The sequence below is a fragment of the Streptomyces phaeofaciens genome, assembly GCF_014648915.1.
In the GTDB taxonomy this organism is placed as follows: Bacteria; Actinomycetota; Actinomycetes; order Streptomycetales; family Streptomycetaceae; genus Streptomyces; species Streptomyces phaeofaciens.
The window spans coordinates 66,007-81,755 of record NZ_BMSA01000034.1; the positions used below are offsets into that span (position 1 = coordinate 66,007).

Annotated in this window: 15 protein-coding genes and 1 tRNA gene; 8 read left to right on the forward strand and 8 right to left on the reverse strand. The window is 71.4% G+C overall.

Features of this window, described 5'->3' with window-relative positions; translation table 11 throughout:
- Window positions 1-44 precede the first annotated feature (44 nt).
- Complete coding sequence (locus tag IE275_RS38740; RefSeq protein ID WP_189717381.1) at window positions 45-722, reverse strand: hypothetical protein; 678 nt, start codon at window positions 720-722, stop codon at window positions 45-47.
- Window positions 723-1,527: 805 nt separating this feature from the next.
- Here IE275_RS38740 and IE275_RS38745 point away from each other — a divergent pair.
- On the forward strand, window positions 1,528-2,322 hold the full coding sequence (locus IE275_RS38745) for a serine/threonine protein kinase (RefSeq protein WP_189717382.1): 795 nt from the start codon (window positions 1,528-1,530) through the stop codon (window positions 2,320-2,322).
- Entirely contained in the window at window positions 2,319-3,866 is a 1,548-nt protein-coding gene (locus IE275_RS38750) for a serine/threonine-protein kinase (RefSeq protein ID WP_189717383.1), read from the forward strand. Before IE275_RS38745 ends, IE275_RS38750 begins: the two co-directional genes overlap by 4 nt.
- Window positions 3,867-3,933: 67 nt before the next feature.
- On the opposite strand, the gene IE275_RS38755 is transcribed toward IE275_RS38750, so the two are convergent.
- From IE275_RS38755 to IE275_RS38765, 3 genes are read right to left on the reverse strand one after another with little or no spacing between them, the layout of a single operon-like run.
- Window positions 3,934-5,079: a hypothetical protein gene (locus tag IE275_RS38755; protein ID WP_189717384.1), complete on the reverse strand. Its 1,146-nt coding sequence runs from the start codon at window positions 5,077-5,079 to the stop codon at window positions 3,934-3,936.
- Entirely contained in the window at window positions 5,076-5,447 is a 372-nt protein-coding gene (locus IE275_RS38760; RefSeq protein ID WP_189717385.1) for a hypothetical protein, read from the reverse strand. The genes IE275_RS38755 and IE275_RS38760 overlap by 4 nt, the downstream gene beginning before the upstream one ends.
- A 53-nt stretch (window positions 5,448-5,500) precedes the next feature.
- Entirely contained in the window at window positions 5,501-5,986 is a 486-nt protein-coding gene (locus IE275_RS38765; protein ID WP_189717386.1) for a hypothetical protein, read from the reverse strand.
- 347 nt (window positions 5,987-6,333) lie between these two features.
- On the opposite strand from IE275_RS38765, the gene IE275_RS38770 reads away from it, so the two are divergent.
- The 5 genes from IE275_RS38770 (at window position 6,334) to IE275_RS38790 (ending at window position 11,136) form a co-directional block, all read left to right on the forward strand.
- Window positions 6,334-8,691 (forward strand): bifunctional serine/threonine-protein kinase/ABC transporter substrate-binding protein, encoded by a 2,358-nt coding sequence (locus tag IE275_RS38770; RefSeq protein WP_189717387.1) that lies wholly within the window; start codon window positions 6,334-6,336, stop codon window positions 8,689-8,691.
- An 83-nt stretch (window positions 8,692-8,774) separates the two neighbouring features.
- Window positions 8,775-8,850, forward strand: a tRNA-Trp gene (locus IE275_RS38775).
- 169 nt (window positions 8,851-9,019) lie between these two features.
- Window positions 9,020-9,664 carry a dihydrofolate reductase family protein gene (locus IE275_RS38780; RefSeq protein ID WP_189717388.1) on the forward strand — a complete coding sequence of 215 codons (645 nt, stop codon included), beginning with the start codon at window positions 9,020-9,022 and terminating at the stop codon, window positions 9,662-9,664.
- Window positions 9,665-9,871: 207 nt separating this feature from the next.
- Entirely contained in the window at window positions 9,872-10,303 is a 432-nt protein-coding gene (locus IE275_RS38785) for a DUF5958 family protein (protein WP_189717389.1), read from the forward strand.
- 92 nt (window positions 10,304-10,395) lie between these two features.
- Window positions 10,396-11,136, forward strand: coding sequence for a VOC family protein (locus IE275_RS38790; protein WP_189717390.1), 741 nt, complete (start codon window positions 10,396-10,398; stop codon window positions 11,134-11,136).
- A 91-nt stretch (window positions 11,137-11,227) separates the two neighbouring features.
- Here IE275_RS38790 and IE275_RS38795 read toward each other — a convergent pair whose 3' ends face one another.
- From IE275_RS38795 to IE275_RS38810, 4 genes are all read right to left on the reverse strand, one after another.
- The gene (locus tag IE275_RS38795) at window positions 11,228-11,641 is read right to left on the reverse strand and encodes an SRPBCC family protein (RefSeq protein WP_189717391.1); all 414 of its coding nucleotides are present in this window, start codon (window positions 11,639-11,641) and stop codon (window positions 11,228-11,230) included.
- Window positions 11,638-12,657: an aldo/keto reductase gene (locus IE275_RS38800; RefSeq protein WP_189717392.1), complete on the reverse strand. Its 1,020-nt coding sequence runs from the start codon at window positions 12,655-12,657 to the stop codon at window positions 11,638-11,640. The genes IE275_RS38795 and IE275_RS38800 overlap by 4 nt, the downstream gene beginning before the upstream one ends.
- Window positions 12,658-12,742: 85 nt before the next feature.
- On the reverse strand, window positions 12,743-13,567 hold the full coding sequence (locus IE275_RS38805; protein WP_308435757.1) for an aldo/keto reductase: 825 nt from the start codon (window positions 13,565-13,567) through the stop codon (window positions 12,743-12,745).
- 101 nt (window positions 13,568-13,668) lie between these two features.
- Entirely contained in the window at window positions 13,669-14,886 is a 1,218-nt protein-coding gene (locus IE275_RS38810; protein ID WP_189717393.1) for an MFS transporter, read from the reverse strand.
- Window positions 14,887-15,048: 162 nt separating this feature from the next.
- Between IE275_RS38810 and IE275_RS38815 the strand changes: the two genes are divergently transcribed.
- Entirely contained in the window at window positions 15,049-15,516 is a 468-nt protein-coding gene (locus IE275_RS38815) for a MarR family winged helix-turn-helix transcriptional regulator (protein ID WP_189717394.1), read from the forward strand.
- Window positions 15,517-15,749 lie beyond the last annotated feature (233 nt).

The window sequence follows — 15,749 nt, forward strand, 5'->3', positions numbered from 1 at the left end:
TGCTCCAGGGACGGAAGAAAGAGCGGGCTGTGCGGAGGGGAATGTCAGGTGGCGGACGACACGGCGTTCGTGTCGCCGGCGACCTCGCCCGCTCCGCCGGTGTCGTCGACGGCGGTCGGCGAGGGATCGCCGCCGCTGTCGGGCTGGCTCGCGTCGGGCGAGGGCACGGAGGAGTCCGGGGTGGTGGGGCTGGACGCGGTCGCCGTGGCGGCGGGGTTCCTGGTCGTCGTCCCGGTGGTCGCCTCGGGCAGCGCGGACGGATTCAGCTGACCGGGGCTCGTGGTGGCACCGGGCGTGGCGGTGGCGCCGCCCGTGGACGAGGCCGCCGTGGCGGAGCCCGTCGGGCCCGCGCTCGGGGCGGCGCCGGCCGAACCCGAGGGGCTCGCCGAGGCCGAAGGCACGGGCGAGGTCTCGACCTTGCCGGCCGGGGTGTCGTCGTCCACTCCCGGCAGCGGCAGCCAGGGCGCGCTGGAGTTGCCGGAGACGAGGGTCGCGACGATGACGAGCGCGTAGACGGAGCAGGCGACGCCGACGGCCGCGCCGAGCCGGCGCAACCGGCGGCTGCGGCGGCCCGACTCGTCGACGAAGACGGGCTTGCCGGAGCCGTCCGGTGACTCGAGCCCACCACCGGAGGCACCCGCGGCCGGCGCCGGGTCGACGCTCGCGAGTTGCACCGTGAGTTCGTGCGGGTCGTGGTCGGGCTCGGCCGCGGCGGTGTCCATGAAGGCCGGGTACAGGGCGGTGCCCCCGGGCAGGGGGTCCGCGGTCTCGGTTCGCGCGGGCTCGGGTTCCTTCGCGGTCTCCCAGAAGCTCCCGGCTCGTGCCGTTCGCGGCTGTATGCCGGTTCTGCGTCCGCCGAACACAGTGTCGTCGGTCGAGGATGCGCCACCCGGCTCTGCGGGTTGGGCGTCATCCAGCCAATTCTTCACGTACCGATCCCCCACGGGACTGCTGCGGGGGCGCGCAGACGATGCCAAGCACACGTCGACCGAACCAAGCCCCCACCTGGTCCGAGCGTCCCCCCAAGTAGTTGATGCTTGGACGGTGACTATAACTCACGTGATCTAAGCGTGGAATTTGTGTCAGAAGTGTGAAGACTTTGGTCTGCCTGAGGTGACCGAAAATGATCCTCGCACACCCGTCCGGCGCGGATACATGCCGATCTCACAAGGTGGGACGACGTTCACAGGTGAGGCATAGGTGACCGCTCGGTAATTCTGGGCACGGGGTGTTTTCCGGGCAAAGTGCCGGTGGCGGGGACAGCGGAGGCGGCCGCCGCGGCCGGCTGGGTCGCCGCTCACGTCGATCGGCGCGCGGAACCCCTGCGGCTCGTCGACCCTCATCTCCCATGGGGCCGTGGTTGCGGTGACCGCCGTGACCCGGAAGGCTCTCGGTGTCGCGGCGACCGGCCCGGACCGACCGTCCGGCGGCGCCGGGAGCCGCGACGCCCCACCACGCACCACGCCGGGCCGGGCGGCAACCGGACCGCCCGCGCAATCCCGGCGACCACATCGGGGGAGAACCGGTATGGAAACGATCATCGTCCAGCCGCCCGGTCCGTCGCGGCCGGACGCCGTCGGCTCGGGCAGGCCCGAACTGCTGCACATGGGACCGGGCGACGTCGCCGAATTCGGGCGCGGGCTCCCCGGCGGCGGGGGAGTCGCCATCGTCCTGCCCGACCCCGGGATCTCCCGGCGGGCCGGCCGGCTGGAAGCGGCCGAGGACTACTGGCGGTTGTCGAACTTCAGCCGTGACACCGCGTACGTGGTCGAGAACCTGGAGGGTGCCGGCGAGTACCTCACCGTCGCGCCCGGACGGCTCGGCGCGCCGGTGCCCTTCGAATTCTCCCGGGTCGTCCTGCCCGCGCTGAGCGGTACCGCCGACTTCAAGGTGTTCGCCCCGCAGCACGCCTTCCTGGACGAGCGGTCCGCCCCAGGTGCCGGCGAGCAGACCGTGCACCCCTACGCGCTCGACGTGACGGCCAAGTACTTCCTCGTCCTGGTGGCGCTGTGCGAGCCACGGCTGCGCGATCTGTCGGACAGCGCGCTGCCGGGCGCCGGCGACATCGCCGAGCGGCTGCGCCCGCTGGAGAGCTGTCGCGGACTGACCCGCTCCGCCGTGAACTACCACATCGACTACCTGGCCTTCGCCAAGCTGCGCCTGGACCTCGGCGACGAACCCCGGGCGGACGACAACGGCCGCACCGGAGCCAAACGCGCCCGGCTGGCCTCCCTCGCCCTGCGCTTCGGCCTGGTACGGGAGGAACATCTCGCCCTGCTGCCGTCCCGCAGGCGCCCCGTGCCACAGGGGGTCGGCGCGTGACCTCGTCAGGCGCCGAGCGGGGCGCCCTCCCGACGCCGCGCTTACCGGCAGGCTTCCGCATCCAGGGGTGGGAGCTGGGCGCGGTCATCGGCTCGGGCGGCTGGGGGACCGTGTACGCGGCCCACGCGGTCGCCGACGGCACGACAGCGGCGGTGAAGGTGCTGCCGACCGGCGCCCTGGCACCCGGACAGCGTGCCGCGCTCGGCGAACTGGTCGCGCGCGAGGTGCGGTTCAGCGCCGAGGCGGACCATCCGCACCTCGTACGGACCCACGCCGTGTGCACGGTCGACGCGCCCGACCTGCCCGCCCTCGACGGCGCGATCGCGCTCGTCATGGACCGCGCCGAGGCCAGCCTCGGCCAGGTGCTCGACTCCGCCGGTACGGGCCGCCCGGTCCCGGACGCCGTGCGCGTCCTGCGCGGCGTCGCCGCCGGCCTGGCCCATATGCACGACGCCGGCTGGGTGCACGGCGACCTCAAACCCGCCAACGTACTGCTGGGCGCGGACGGCGAGGTCTGGCTCGCCGACTTCGGCCTCGCCACCGAACTCGACGGCACCCACGCCTACGTTCCGCCGCTCGGCACGCTGGACCACCTGCCGCCCGAGTGGTGGTCCCAGCGCACCGGATCCCACGGGGCGGTGGTGCGGCCGACCGCCGACATCTGGGCCTTCGGCGTCCTCGCCCACCAGGTGCTCACCGGCGGTCTCCACCCCTTCCCCGGCGCCACCGCCCGCGCCCGCTCGCTCGCCGCCCAGGGCTACGCCCGCGGCACCGCACCGCTGCGCCTCGACGCCGGACTCGACGAGGAGTGGCGCCGGCTCATCGGGGACTGCCTGGCACCGGACCACGCGGCCCGCCTGCGCCACACCGCCCAGAGCCTGGCGACCCGGGTCGAGGGACTCGCGGGCGCGGGCGGCCGACGCCGGATTCCGCCGGTCGCCGCCGTGGCGCTGGTCGGTGCCGCGGCCGCCGCCGTCGCCGGGTTCGCGCTGTTCGGGGGCGGTGACAGTGGCGACGGCGGCGGTGACGAGCGCGGGCGCGGCGCGCCGGCCGTCGTCACCGACGCGCACCGGCCGGCCGCCGGGGAGATCCCGCAGGACGCCGACGTACCCGCGGCGCTGCGCCCGGTCATCGTGAACGCCGCCCGGCGCTGCACCGACGAGGAGGTCACGCCCGCGCTGCTCGCCGCCCTGATCAAGGCGGAGAGCGGCTTCGACGCGAACGCGGCCCGCCCGGCGTCCGACGAGTACGGCATCGCCATGTGGACGCCGTCCGTCTTCCGGGCCTGGGCGGTCGACGGTGACGGCGACGGGGACAAGGACTACCGGTCCCCACCGGACGCCATCGCCACCATGAGCCTGTACGTGTGCTGGCTCGACCAGCGGTTCAAGCAGGCCCGGCTGCCCACCGAGGACCTTCCCGCGCTGATCGCGGCCGGCTACCGCACCAGCGACCGCACCGTCATCGAGGAGGGCGGCGTCCCCGAACGCGTGCGCCCGCACGTGGAAAAGGTGCTCCGCTTCCTCGCCGCCTACGAGCGGTGAGGAAGCGGAGCACCGGTTCCGCGGTCCGACGCGGTCCGCGGGCTCGTCGGTCCGCCGTCCGACGCGTTCAGCAGTCCTTGACGTCCGGCATGCGGTTGTCGGGCGAGCTGATGTAGATGTTGGAGATCCAGCCGCCGTACTGCGGCAGATAGGCCCACCAGTCATTGGTGTACGGCGGCACCTCGACCTCCTCCCCCCGCTTCTGACAGCCCACCAACACCTCCACGCCCGAGGGGAGTTGAGTGATCGGCGCGTCCCCCGTGGACGGGTCGCGACGGACGTTCACATGGTCGCTCCACGTGCCGTACCACCACCCGCCCGGCCGAGCCGCCCCCGGAACGTTCAGCGAGCGGGTCAGCCGGCCGACGTCCGTGTACGCCTTCCCGTACGACGTCCCGACCGGATGCAGTGTGAACACGGCCACGACGAACCGGTCGCCGGCGCCCACCGTCCCCGTGCTGTGCAGCGCGGGCCGCGCGAGGTCCACGCCCGCGGCGGCCGCCGGAGCCGGACTCGCCGTGCGCGACACGGTGGCCGTGCCGCCCGAGCCGCACGTGCCCTTCTCGTACGAACCCGACCAGCCCTGCTTCACCGCCCATGGCTTCTCGAACGCCCCGGCGATGCCGAAGTGCTGGTCGAAGCGGTCCGAGGCACAGCGCGTGGACTGACGCAGGTTGCCCATGACGAAGTCGCGCACGGGGCCCGGCGCCGAGTCCAGGACGTAGCGGTAGATCGTCACGGTGTCGCGCGCCGAGAGCGAGGTGTAGCCCCAGTAGCCCTCGTACCCGGCGGGCGGTGGTGCCGTGTCGCTCAGGCCGAGACGGGCGGCCATGCGGGTGACGATGGCCGAACCGCCGTTCTGCGACCAGTAGTGGTCGGCCGCGTCGTCGTCGCTGCTGCGCAGCATCGGCTCCAGCAGCGCACGGTCGGCGGCGGGCACGGTGTAGTCCGGGCCCCGGTTCCACAGGAAGTCCAGCGTCAGCAGCAGTTTGACGACGGAGGCCGACCGGAAGCGGGCGCCGGTGTTGAGCTGCTCGGTGAAGGTACCGGTCTGCCGGTCGAAGACGGCGACCCCGGCGGTGACGCCGTCGGGCACCTGGACGGACGCGGCGGCACGCGCGGGCCGCCCGGCCGGAGCATCGGCGGCTGCGGCCCCTGCCACGCTGCCGACCAGCAGCAGCGCGGCGAGGACCGGGAGAAGACGACGCCTCACTGGTAGTGCTCCCTCAGCAGGATCGAGTTGATCGGCGTGAGGTCGACGTAGAAGCCTTCCTGCGGGCCGATGGTGAAGTGGCAGTCCGTGTCGACGGAATCGCACGTCTCGGCCAGGGCGCCGTCGTACTGGTTGTTGAGGACCCAGTGGTTGCCGTACTGGTTGTAGATGGGGTGGAACCCGTAGGAGTAGAAGATGTGGCTCGGGCTGACGGCGGGGTTCTGGTTCTGCGGGTAGATGCAGACGGCGCCGTACGGGCAGCCCGCCCACGAGCCGTCGTCCGCCTTGGCCTGGGCCTGGGTGGTGCCGGTCAGGACGGCGACGGTGGTGAGGGCGAGCGCGGCGGCGCCGCGCAGGAGTCTGCGCATGGTCGTGCCTTTCACTGGGAGCGGTGCGAAGCGGGGATGGCGAGCGGGGTGGTCTACCACCAGTCCGAGCAGTGGACCCGGCCGTCGGAGATCAGCGAGCCGCAGACCCGGAACTGGTACTGGGGGTCGGTGCTGGTGCGCCGGAACGGCGTGGTCAGGCTCTGCCCGGCGGACCGCACGGTGAAGGGCCCGCACTGGAGCCAGGGGGACACGGCGCCGTCGTGGTCCCAGCCGGTCGCACGCCAGTCCATCCAGACGTTGTCACCGGGCCGGGTCTGCCCACTGATCTTGCCGAAGGCGATCTGCTGGCCGACGTAGGCGCCCTTCTCGAGCGTGAAGTGAACGTTGCCGAGGTCGAAGCTGCGCGGCTTGACGGTGTCGCCCTCGGCGTTGTCGGGGTGATCGCGGAAACCGTTCCTGCCGCCCTCGCAGTCGGCGGCCGAGGCCTGCGCGGGCTGCGCGGGCTGGGCGAGTACGACGCCGGTGGCGAGCGCGCACAGGGCGGCGGCCGTGGCGAGTGTGGAGCGGAGCAGGCGCATGAAAGCCGTCTCTTCCTGTCGGTGGAGGGTGCCCCGAGGTGCGGTGCGGTGTGGTGCGGCCGGGGCCTGGAAGACGACTCGAACCCTAGGGACAGGACCGGTGCCGGCGGTCCTGACGAATGTCAGGGTGTCGGCCGCGCGGGGCCTTCGCCACGGCTCCGACGACCCGCCGAGCCGGCAATTGACTGTTCGAACGGCGCCGCTTCTTCGCACTCGCGGGCGGACCGTATCGATCATCAATGGTCAACTCCCCCTGTTTATCGGGACATGCGTCGGAGAGCTGATCGCCAGGTGGTACCCAGGGCGGGCACCCGACGTCGAACGGTGCCTGCTGGGGGGAGTCCAGAATGGAAGTCAAGCCGCTCCTTGCGGATGACCCGTCCGAACTGCACGGTTACAGCCTGCGAGGCAGGATCGGGCAGGGCGGGATGGGTGTGGTCTACCTGGCGCGGGACCAGGCGGGCCACGAGGTCGCGGTGAAGACGATTCTTCCGTCGCGGGCGGCTCACGAGGAGTTCCAGAAGCGCTTCGCGCGCGAGACACGCATCCTTCAGACGCTCCGCGATCCTCGTATCGTCGCCGTCCTCGCCGCGTTTCCGGGACCGGACAGTCCGTGCCTGGTCACCGAGTACGTACCCGGCCCCACCCTGGAGGACCGGCTGGGCGAAGGCACGCCCCTGCCTCCCGACGCGGTGCGCAAGCTGGCGCTCGACCTGGCCGGAGCGCTGGAGGCCGCCCACTCACGCGGTGTGGTCCATCGCGACCTCAAACCGTCCAACGTGCTGCTCGGCCCACAGGGCACCAAGGTCATCGACTTCGGGATCGCCCGGTTCGTCGACGGGGAGAGGCTCACGGAGACGGGGCACGTCCTCGGCACCCTGCCGTATCTGGCGCCCGAGCGGCTCAGGCCGGGCGGCCCTCCCGCATGGCCCCCGACCGACGTCTGGGCCTGGGCTCTGACCGTCGGCTTCGCCGCGCGCGGGCGGGGCTGCTTCGCGGTGCCGGACGAGGTCCGCCCGTACCCCGCCGAGGACGACGTTCCCGATCTCGACGGCGTACCGCACGACCTGGTCCCGCTGCTCAGGGCCGCGCTGGACCGGGACCCGGCCAAGAGGCCCACGAGCAGGGATCTGGTGAACACCTTGCGTCCCCTCGTCGAGCCGCCCCCGGTGCGACGGTCGCGGTCGCGGCCGCGACCCCGGGGGTGGCGGTGGCGGGCGGTGAGCGCCACGGCGGCCGCGGCGGTACTCGTCCCCGGCGTGATCGTCGGCTTGATGCACATCCCGTCAGGCCCATCGCACGACGACGAAGGGAAACGCGTAGCCGCGTGCGCCGGCGGACTGACCCGTACCGGCTCCGAGTGTGTCGGCGTCGCCGATCCGGTCGTCCCCGCCGGCACGTTCGGCCCCGAACTGAGCGGGATCGTGGGGAAGATCGCTCAGGAGAACCGGCGCGTGGCCGAGGAGTCCGCCCGGGACAAGCGCAAACCGTTCGTCAAGGTCGCACTCGTGATGCCGTACTCCGCGAACGACAGCAGCCCCATGGCGTGGCAGGCCATCAGGGAGAGCCTCGACGGCGCCTACACCGCCCAGTGCCGCGCGAACGGCTGCCCGGGCCTGAAGAGCCGCAAGGCGACGGGCCTGCCCGGAGGGGTCCCCGGTGTGCAGCTGCTCCTGGCCAACGAGGGCAGCGAGCAGCAGCACTGGAAGGCCGTCGCGGACCGTCTGGCCACGATGACGACCGGCAGTCATCCGGTGGTCGCGGCCGCCGGTCTCGGAGTGAGCCTGCCGGAGACGCAGCGGCTCGCGGACCGGCTGTCCGCGCTGAAGATCCCCGCTGTGGGCGGACCGTTGACGGCGACCAGCCTTGAATCCCCCTACCTGTTCAAGACCTCGCCCTCGAACCTGGAGCACATCAGCGCGGTACGGAAGCACCTCGAGGGCACGAACGGCGGCGAACAGCGAGGATTCCTCGTCTACGACACCAACGACGACCTCTATGTGCAGACCCTTCGCGACGCGTTCGACCAGGAGTTCAAGGACGCCATCGGCAAGCGCCGTACCGGCTACGTGGGGTCGACCAAGGATCACGTGGTCCCCAAGCTCTTCGGGCAGGCCGTACAGAACATCTGCTACTCGAAATCGGAACTCGTCTTCTACGCCGGCCGGGACAACGACTTCCCCGACTTCGTCAAGGCGCTCGCCGATCGCGGGCTGTGCAGCCAGGCGGCCGGCGACCTGCGTCCGATCACGGTCGTCACCTGCTGGTCGGGGCGCTCGGCCTTCAGCGGGAACCCGGCCCGGGTGACGGATCTCGTCCGGGACCGGATCACCGTGGTCGACGTGTCCGTACTGAGCCCGGAGACCTGGAAGAAGGGAACCGACAATCCGCCGGGCTTCGACTCGTTCCGTTCCGGTTTCGAGGAACTGGGCTTCACCGACAAGGAACTCGGCGACGGGTACGCCATCATGAACCACGATGCCGTGCTCACGGTGGCATGGGCCGCCGAGTCCTTCGCCAACCAGAGCGGGGGCGCCGTACCCGGCCCCCAGGACATGTACAACCAGATCATCAATCTGCACGCGAGCAACTGGGTGGCCGCCGCCAGCGGAAACCTCGAGTTCTTCGACCCCCGGTACCCGCCGCACGGCTGGGCCGGGGGAGCGCGGCTCACCATCAGCGAATTCGGCCGGCCCCGGTCGTGAGGTCCACCACGGCCGACTTGGCAGGCCGGCGGAGAAATCCCGTGGAGACGGATCTGCTGGTCATGCCAGGCTGGACCCACCCAAGGGGTGTAGCTCAGAGGCCAGAGCGCCGGTCTCCAAAACCGGATGCCGCAGGTTCGACTCCTGCCACCCCTGCCACCGCACCCCCATCGGCGTGCGGGTCTGGATCAAGGCACACCGCACACCTGCCGATGCACCGGGCGAGGCGGTCGACGAGTTCGAAGCCTGGTGCCGTCGCGGCGATGAGTCCGCCGACGTCCACAGGTCTACCTGCCGACCGGGACAACCAACTCATCGGGAGTAAGCCATGGGCCTGATCCACATCGAGCTGTTCACGACCCTCGACCTTGTCGGGCAGGCGCCCGGCGGCCCCGACGAGGACCCGGTGGGGTTCCCGTTCGGCGGCTGGCAGGCGCCCTTGCTGGACGAGGTCTCCGGGGCGCAGGTCGGCGCCGCGTACGAGGACACGGACGCCCTCCTGCTCGGCCGGCGGACGTACGACCTCTTCGCCGCCTACTGGCCGCACCAGAAGGGAGGCCAGGACAACGAGATCGCCACGCTCTTCAACAGCGTCCCGAAGTACGTGGCCTCCCGCGGCAGGCCCGACCTCTCCTGGGCCGGGTCCACGCAGCTCGGCCCGGATCTGGCCGACGCGGTGCGCGAGATCCGCGACCGGCACGAGCATGTGAAGGTCGTCGGAAGCCTGAACCTGGTGCAGACCCTCCTGCGCGAGAAGCTCTTCGACCGTCTCGACCTCTGGGTCCACCCGATCATGCTCGGCGTCGGGAAGAAGGTGTTCGACGGCGGTGCGGTGCCCACGAACATCACTCTCCTCGAGCCGCCGGTGGCCGGCCCGAAGGGCACCGTGTACCTGCGCTACGGGCTCGCCGACGGCACGCCCGCGACGGGGGACATGAGCGCACCCGATCGCGGTGTCGGGAGCGACGACTGAGGGCCCGGGCGGGCGCCGGCCGCGATCCGGCGGATGCACCTGCCTCTCGACACGGTGGCGCCGCCGCTCGATATTGCGTTGGCGTTCGAGCGGCGGCACACGGCACAGTGACTGGGCTGTGGACGCGTTCCGTGCGGTCGGTCTGGCAGCGCCGCTCGGAATCCTGATCACCGTGGTGCACCGCCGACCGTTCAACGGGAGCCTGTTGTGAGCGAACGCGACGTCGTACTCAACGAACTCGCCCAGGGACTGCGCCCGATGGCACAGGGCGTCGAGTGGTTCGACGGTCTGGGACAGGATGAGCAGTCCGAGGTACTGGTCTTCCTGCGCCACCACTGCATCCAGGCCCGCGCCGTCGCCGAGGACGGACCGGAGAGCATCCGCCGTGCCGGGCTGCGTCCGACGCACACGCCCGCGGTATTGATCACCCGAGGCCGGATCGACCAGCAACTGGGGAAGATCGCCGGCCTCACCCCGGTCGACGAGCGCCGCAAGGCGTTCCGGCTGCTGATCGCCGTACTCGCGATCGCGGACGGACGGCGCCGCGAGCGCTTCTGCTCCGGCGGCTGCGGTCACTGGTGGCACGCGTTGCCCGCCGCTGGTCCCGGCCGCCCCATCGGACCGGACGGCATCTCGTGAACTCCTCCTGGGCGGGCTGAATCGAGAACACCCGCGGTGGACACACCGAGCACTTCGATGCCGCGGCGGAGCCGGCGCATAGGATCGCCGGCATGGCCCTGCGACCCGCTCACGTGATCATCAAGGCTGTCGACGCCTCGACGGTCGGCCGGTTCTGGGCGGAGGCCCTCGGCTGGAGTGCCTACAGCCCCGGCGCGACCACCTATGTCGGACCCGCCGGTGGCCTCGTCTGGCCGGACCCGGTCGTCGTGGGCCTCGACGTCGTTCCCGTCCCGGAGCCCAAGACCGCGACGAAGAACCGGGTGCATCTCGATCTCGCCACCACCTCCGAGGCCCATCAGGCGGAGTTGGTCGCGCGCCTGAAGGCTCTCGGGGCGACGCCCGCCCAGGTGGGGCAGGGTCAGGTGCCGTGGACGGTCCTCGCCGACCCGGAGGGCAACGAGTTCTGCGTGCTGGAGCCTCGGGAGGTCTACCGGGACACCGGGCCGATCGCCGCGATGGTGGTCGACTGCATGGATCCGTGGGCGATGGCCCGGTTCTGGGGTGCGGCGATGGACTGGACCCTGCACGAGGTGTCCGACGATCATGCGACGCTGCGCTCCGCCAAGGGCGTCGGCCCGTATCTCGAGTTCCTCCGCACGCCCGACGTGCAGACCGTGCCGGACCGCGTCCATCTCGACCTGCTGCCGTACCCCGGTGACGACAAGGCGGCGGAGGTGGCCCGGCTGAGGGCCCTCGGCGCGACCGCCCTCGACGTCGGCCAGGGCGACGTCCCGTGGACGTGTCTGGCCGACCCGGAGGGCCACGAGTTCTGTGTCCTCGCCCCGTCCTGACGGGGAGTCGGTTGTCGAGTGCGGGGCGTGCGCCCGAGGGGGCCGGGATCGCTGGGATCCCGGCCCCCTCGTCGGCTGTCGCCCCGCCCGGTCAGGCGCCGAGCCTCTCCGCCAGGGCGGCCAGGCCGTCCCGGTAGATGCCCTCGAAGAGGGCGGTCGCCTCGGCGTCGGTGACACCGTCCGGAGTGAACGTGCCCGACCACTCCACCCGGGATCCGTCGACGCCGCGGTCGACGACCTGGAGCGTCGAGCGGTAGCCCGTGACGGGGAAGGGGGCCCGCGTGATCGAGTAGGTGTAAGCGCGGGCCGTCTCGTCGAAGGCTTCGAGGCGTTCGACGATGACCCCGCCCTCGGCGTTCGTCAGCGTGCGCAGCCGGCCGCCCTCGCCCGGCACGCTCTCGGTGATGTACGGCAGCCAGTCGGGCAGCGAGCCGAAGCCGCCGATGAGCTGCCAGACCCGGTCGGCGGGCCACGGCACGTCGAGGGTGACGCGGGCGGCGGTCACGCCGCGTCCTTCACGGGGACCGGCGCGTCGTGCGCGATGATCCTCTGCTCGCGCAGCGACTTCCAGAAGCCGTACGGGACGTCCTCGGCGAGCGCGGAGAGGTCCTCGGCGATACGACTGGGCCGGGTCGCGCCGGGGATGACCGCGGCGACGGCCGGGTGGGCCAGCACGAACTGGAGGGCGGCGGACTTGATGCCGATGCCGTGCTCCTGCGCGAGCGCCTTGATCCGGCCGACCTTGTCGACGATGTGGGCCGGCGCCTCGGCGTACTCGAAGTGGCTGCCGCCGGCCAGGATGCCGGAGCTGTAGGGGCCGCCGACGACGATGTCGACGCCGCGCTCGGCCGCGGCGGGCAGCAGGCGCTGGAGGGCGCGGGAGTGGTCGAGCAGCGTGTAGCGGCCGGCCAGCAGGAACGCGTCGGGGCGCGGCTCATCCAGGTCGAGCGTCATCTCCAGCGGCTCGACCTTGTTGACGCCGAGGCCCCAGGCCGCGATGACGCCCTCCTCGCGCAGCCGGGTCAGAGCGCGGAACGCACCGGTGCGGGCGCTCTCGTACACGCCGACCCAGTCGTCGCCGTAGAAGTCCTGGGCGACGTCGTGGACCCAGACGATGTCGAGGCGGTCCGTCCGCAGGCGTTCGAGGCTGTCCTCGACGGAGCGCAGCGTCGCGTCGGCGCTGTAGTCGTTGACCATCCTGTGGGGAAGGCCGTGCTCGAACAGGGCGCCCTTCTCCCCGAGTTCACGGCTCGCGGGGTCCTCGACCTCGTCGAGGACGAGCCGGCCGACCTTGGTGGACAGGACGTACGCGTCGCGGGGCTTGTCGGCGAGGACGTCGCCGAGCCGGAGCTCCGCCAGGCCCGCACCGTAGAGGGGCGCGGTGTCGAAGTAGCGGATGCCCTGGTCCCAGGCGGCCTGCACGGTGGCGGCGGCCTCCTCGTCGGGGATGGCGCGGAACATGTTGCCGAGCGGCGCGGTGCCGAAGCCGATGCGGCCCGGCAGCAGTGAGCGGATGCTCATGGTGGTGCCTCAATCTGTACTGCGTGGAGGTGGTGGTACGAAGTGCGGTGCGGGGAAGGCCGTTGGTGGAGGCCGGTCCTGTCGGTTAGTTGAGGGTGTCGGGGTCCGGGCCGGTCCGAAGGCCGCGGTCGAGCCCGGTGAGCGCGTCGATCTCCTGCGCGCTGAGTTCGAAGTCGAAGACGTCGAGGTTCTCGCGGATACGGGTTTCCGTGACCGACTTGGGGATGACCACGTTGCCGATCTGCAGGTGCCAGCGCAGGACGACCTGGGCCGGGCTCTTGCCGTGCGCGGCGGCGATCGTGGTCACCGCGTCGTCCGTGAGGACGGCACCCTGGGCGAGCGGGCTCCATGCCTCGGTGGTGATGCCGTGCCGGGCGTGGAACTCGCGCAGTTCGGCCTGCTGGAGGCCCGGGTGGAGCTCGATCTGGTTCACGGCCGGCACGACCGAGGCGGCTCCGAGCAGGCGCTCCAGGTGCGCGGGCTGGAAGTTGGAGACGCCGATGGCGCGGGTGCGCCCGTCGGCGTACAGCTTCTCCAGTGCACGCCACGTGTCGAGGTACAGGTCGCGGGCCGGGGTCGGCCAGTGGATGAGGTACAGGTCGACGTGGTCCAGGCCGAGCTTTTCCAGCGAGGAGTCGAACGCGGCGAGCGTGGCGTCGTGGCCCTGGTCGGCGTTCCACAGCTTGGTGGTGATGAACAGCTCGTCGCGGGCGATGCCCGAGTCGGCGAGCGCCCGGCCCACGCCGCGCTCGTTGCCGTAGATCGCGGCCGTGTCGATGCTGCGGTAGCCGGCCCGCAGGGCGCTGGTGACGGCGGCGGTGGTCTCCTCGTCGGGGACCTGGAAGACGCCGAAGCCGAGCTGCGGCATGGTGACGCCGTTGGCGAGGGTGACGGTGGGGATGGTGGGCACGATGCTTTTCCTTGTCCTGGTCGATCTTGCGGGTCGCCGACGGCGACGGGGGTGATGGGGCTGGTACGGGGTGGGGGTCCGTGCGCGGCGTCGGCGCACGGTCAGTGGTGCGCGGCGACGGGGCGCTCGGCCGCGGCCGGAACCCGGGCCGGCGCGGTGGCGGCGTGGCGTTCGGGGGCGCGGCGCTCCAGGGTGCTGGAGACGACGGCCAGGATCAGGGCCGCGGCGGCGAGGGCCGCACCGACCCAGTTGGGCGAGGTGTAGCCGAAGCCGGCGGCGATGACGATGCCGCCGAGCCAGGCGGACAGCGCGTTGCCGAGGTTGAAGGCGCCGATGTTGACGGCGGAGGCGAGGGTCGGTGCCCCGTGCGCGTAGTCCAGTACGCGCTTCTGGAGCGGCGGCACCGTGGCGAAGCCCAGGGCTCCGATGAGGAACACGGTGACGGCCGCCGTCACCTTGTCGTGCGCGCCGGCGGTGAACAGTGCCAGGACCACGGCCAGGCCGCCGAGTGCCGTGAAGAGCATCGGCATGAGCCTGCGGTCGGCGAACTTTCCGCCGATCAGGTTGCCGACCACCATGCCGAGGCCGAACAGGACGAGCAGCCAGGTCACGGACGACTCCGCGTAACCGGCGACGTCGGTCATCATCGGCGCGATGTAGGTGATGGCCGCGAAGACACCGCCGAAGCCGAGCACCGTCATGGCCATGGCGAGCAGCACCTGGACGTTCTTGAACGCGGCCACCTCGTGGCGCAGACGTACGCCCTCCGGCTTGGGCATGTCCGGGACGAGCTTGGCGATGCCCGCGAGGCCGACGACGCCGAGCGCGGCGACGATGAAGAAGGTGGTGCGCCAGCCGGCGCTCTGCCCGACGAACGTGCCGAGCGGCACGCCGACGACATTGGCGACGGTCAGACCGGTGAACATCATGGAGATGGCGCCGGCCTTCTTCTCGGGGGCGACCAGCTCGGCGGCGACGACGGAGCCGATGCCGAAGAACGCACCGTGGGCCAGTGAGGCGACCACACGGCCGATGAGCATGACGGCGAAGACCGGGGCGACCGCCGAGATGACGTTGCCCACGATGAACAGGCCCATGAGCAGCATGAGCATGTTCCTGCGGGAGATCCTGGTGCCGAGGACCGTCATGAGCGGGGCGCCGAACATGACGCCGAGGGCGTATCCGGTGACGAGGAATCCGGCGGTGGGCACCGAGACGCCGAAGTCGGCGGCGACGTCGGGCAGCAAGCCCATGATGACGAATTCGGTGGTGCCGATGCCGAAGGCCCCGATGGCGAGGGCCAGGAGCGCGAGAGGCATGGAATGACCTTCCGAGGGGACGTTGCAGTAGCTCCTTACGAGCGACAACAATAATTGCATGCGCGGGTTAATTGCAAGCGCGGTATAGTGGCGTATGCCATGTACGGCTCCGAAGAGACTCTTGAAGGGCTCCGAGGGCCCTCACGGAAGGACGCGTGCCAGATGACCGCCACCGACCCCGCACTCACCGCCCTCGCTCAGGGCTGGTGCGCGTTGTCCCTGCTCCACGGCAGAATCGAGTCGCACGTCGAGCGCGCACTACAGGCCGCACACCACCTGAGCGTGCGCGAGTACGCCCTGCTCGACGTCCTCAGCCGCCAGCACGCTGGCCAGGGCGGCCATCTCCAGATGAAGCAGGTCGCCGACGCCGTCGTCCTCAGCCAGAGCGCCACCACCCGGCTCGTCACGCGTCTGGAGGACCGAGGCCTGCTCGCCCGCTACCTGTGCCCGACCGACCGGCGGGGCATCTACACCAACGTCTCCGAAGCGGGCCTCGCCCTCCTGGAGGCGGCCCGCCCGACCCACAACGAGGCACTGCGCGAGGCCCTCGACTCCGCCGCGACGGAGCCCGAGCTGGCCCCGCTCGTGCGGGTCGTCCGGCAACGGGGCAGCAGGATCGGTGAGCTGTGATCGGTGAGCCGTAGGGGACGCCCGGAACCGTTCGCGACCGGTCAGCTCGGCGACGTGGCGTCAGGGACGGCTCGTGCGCTGTCGCCACCCGCGCGCTGTCGCCACCCGCGTGCGACGACGCCCTCCAGCAGAGACGCCCTCCAGTAAACGCGAAAGGCGAGGAGAACTCTCTCCTCGCCACTCTCAACGTATAGCGCACCGGGGGGCTTGCGGCAAGACCCGGGTCACGGCGG

What these genes read in the sequence shown, in the direction of transcription:
- IE275_RS38740 (WP_189717381.1), bottom strand. Translation starts at nt 722, where the DNA reads ATGGACACCGCCGCGGCCGAGCCCGACCACGACCCGCACGAACTCACG.
- IE275_RS38745 (WP_189717382.1), top strand. Translation starts at nt 1,528, where the DNA reads ATGGAAACGATCATCGTCCAGCCGCCCGGTCCGTCGCGGCCGGACGCC.
- IE275_RS38760 (WP_189717385.1), bottom strand. Translation starts at nt 5,447, where the DNA reads ATGCGCAGACTCCTGCGCGGCGCCGCCGCGCTCGCCCTCACCACCGTC.
- IE275_RS38765 (WP_189717386.1), bottom strand. Translation starts at nt 5,986, where the DNA reads ATGCGCCTGCTCCGCTCCACACTCGCCACGGCCGCCGCCCTGTGCGCG.
- IE275_RS38770 (WP_189717387.1), top strand. Translation starts at nt 6,334, where the DNA reads ATGGAAGTCAAGCCGCTCCTTGCGGATGACCCGTCCGAACTGCACGGT.
- IE275_RS38780 (WP_189717388.1), top strand. Translation starts at nt 9,020, where the DNA reads ATGGGCCTGATCCACATCGAGCTGTTCACGACCCTCGACCTTGTCGGG.
- IE275_RS38790 (WP_189717390.1), top strand. Translation starts at nt 10,396, where the DNA reads ATGGCCCTGCGACCCGCTCACGTGATCATCAAGGCTGTCGACGCCTCG.
- IE275_RS38800 (WP_189717392.1), bottom strand. Translation starts at nt 12,657, where the DNA reads ATGAGCATCCGCTCACTGCTGCCGGGCCGCATCGGCTTCGGCACCGCG.
- IE275_RS38810 (WP_189717393.1), bottom strand. Translation starts at nt 14,886, where the DNA reads ATGCCTCTCGCGCTCCTGGCCCTCGCCATCGGGGCCTTCGGCATCGGC.
- IE275_RS38815 (WP_189717394.1), top strand. Translation starts at nt 15,049, where the DNA reads ATGACCGCCACCGACCCCGCACTCACCGCCCTCGCTCAGGGCTGGTGC.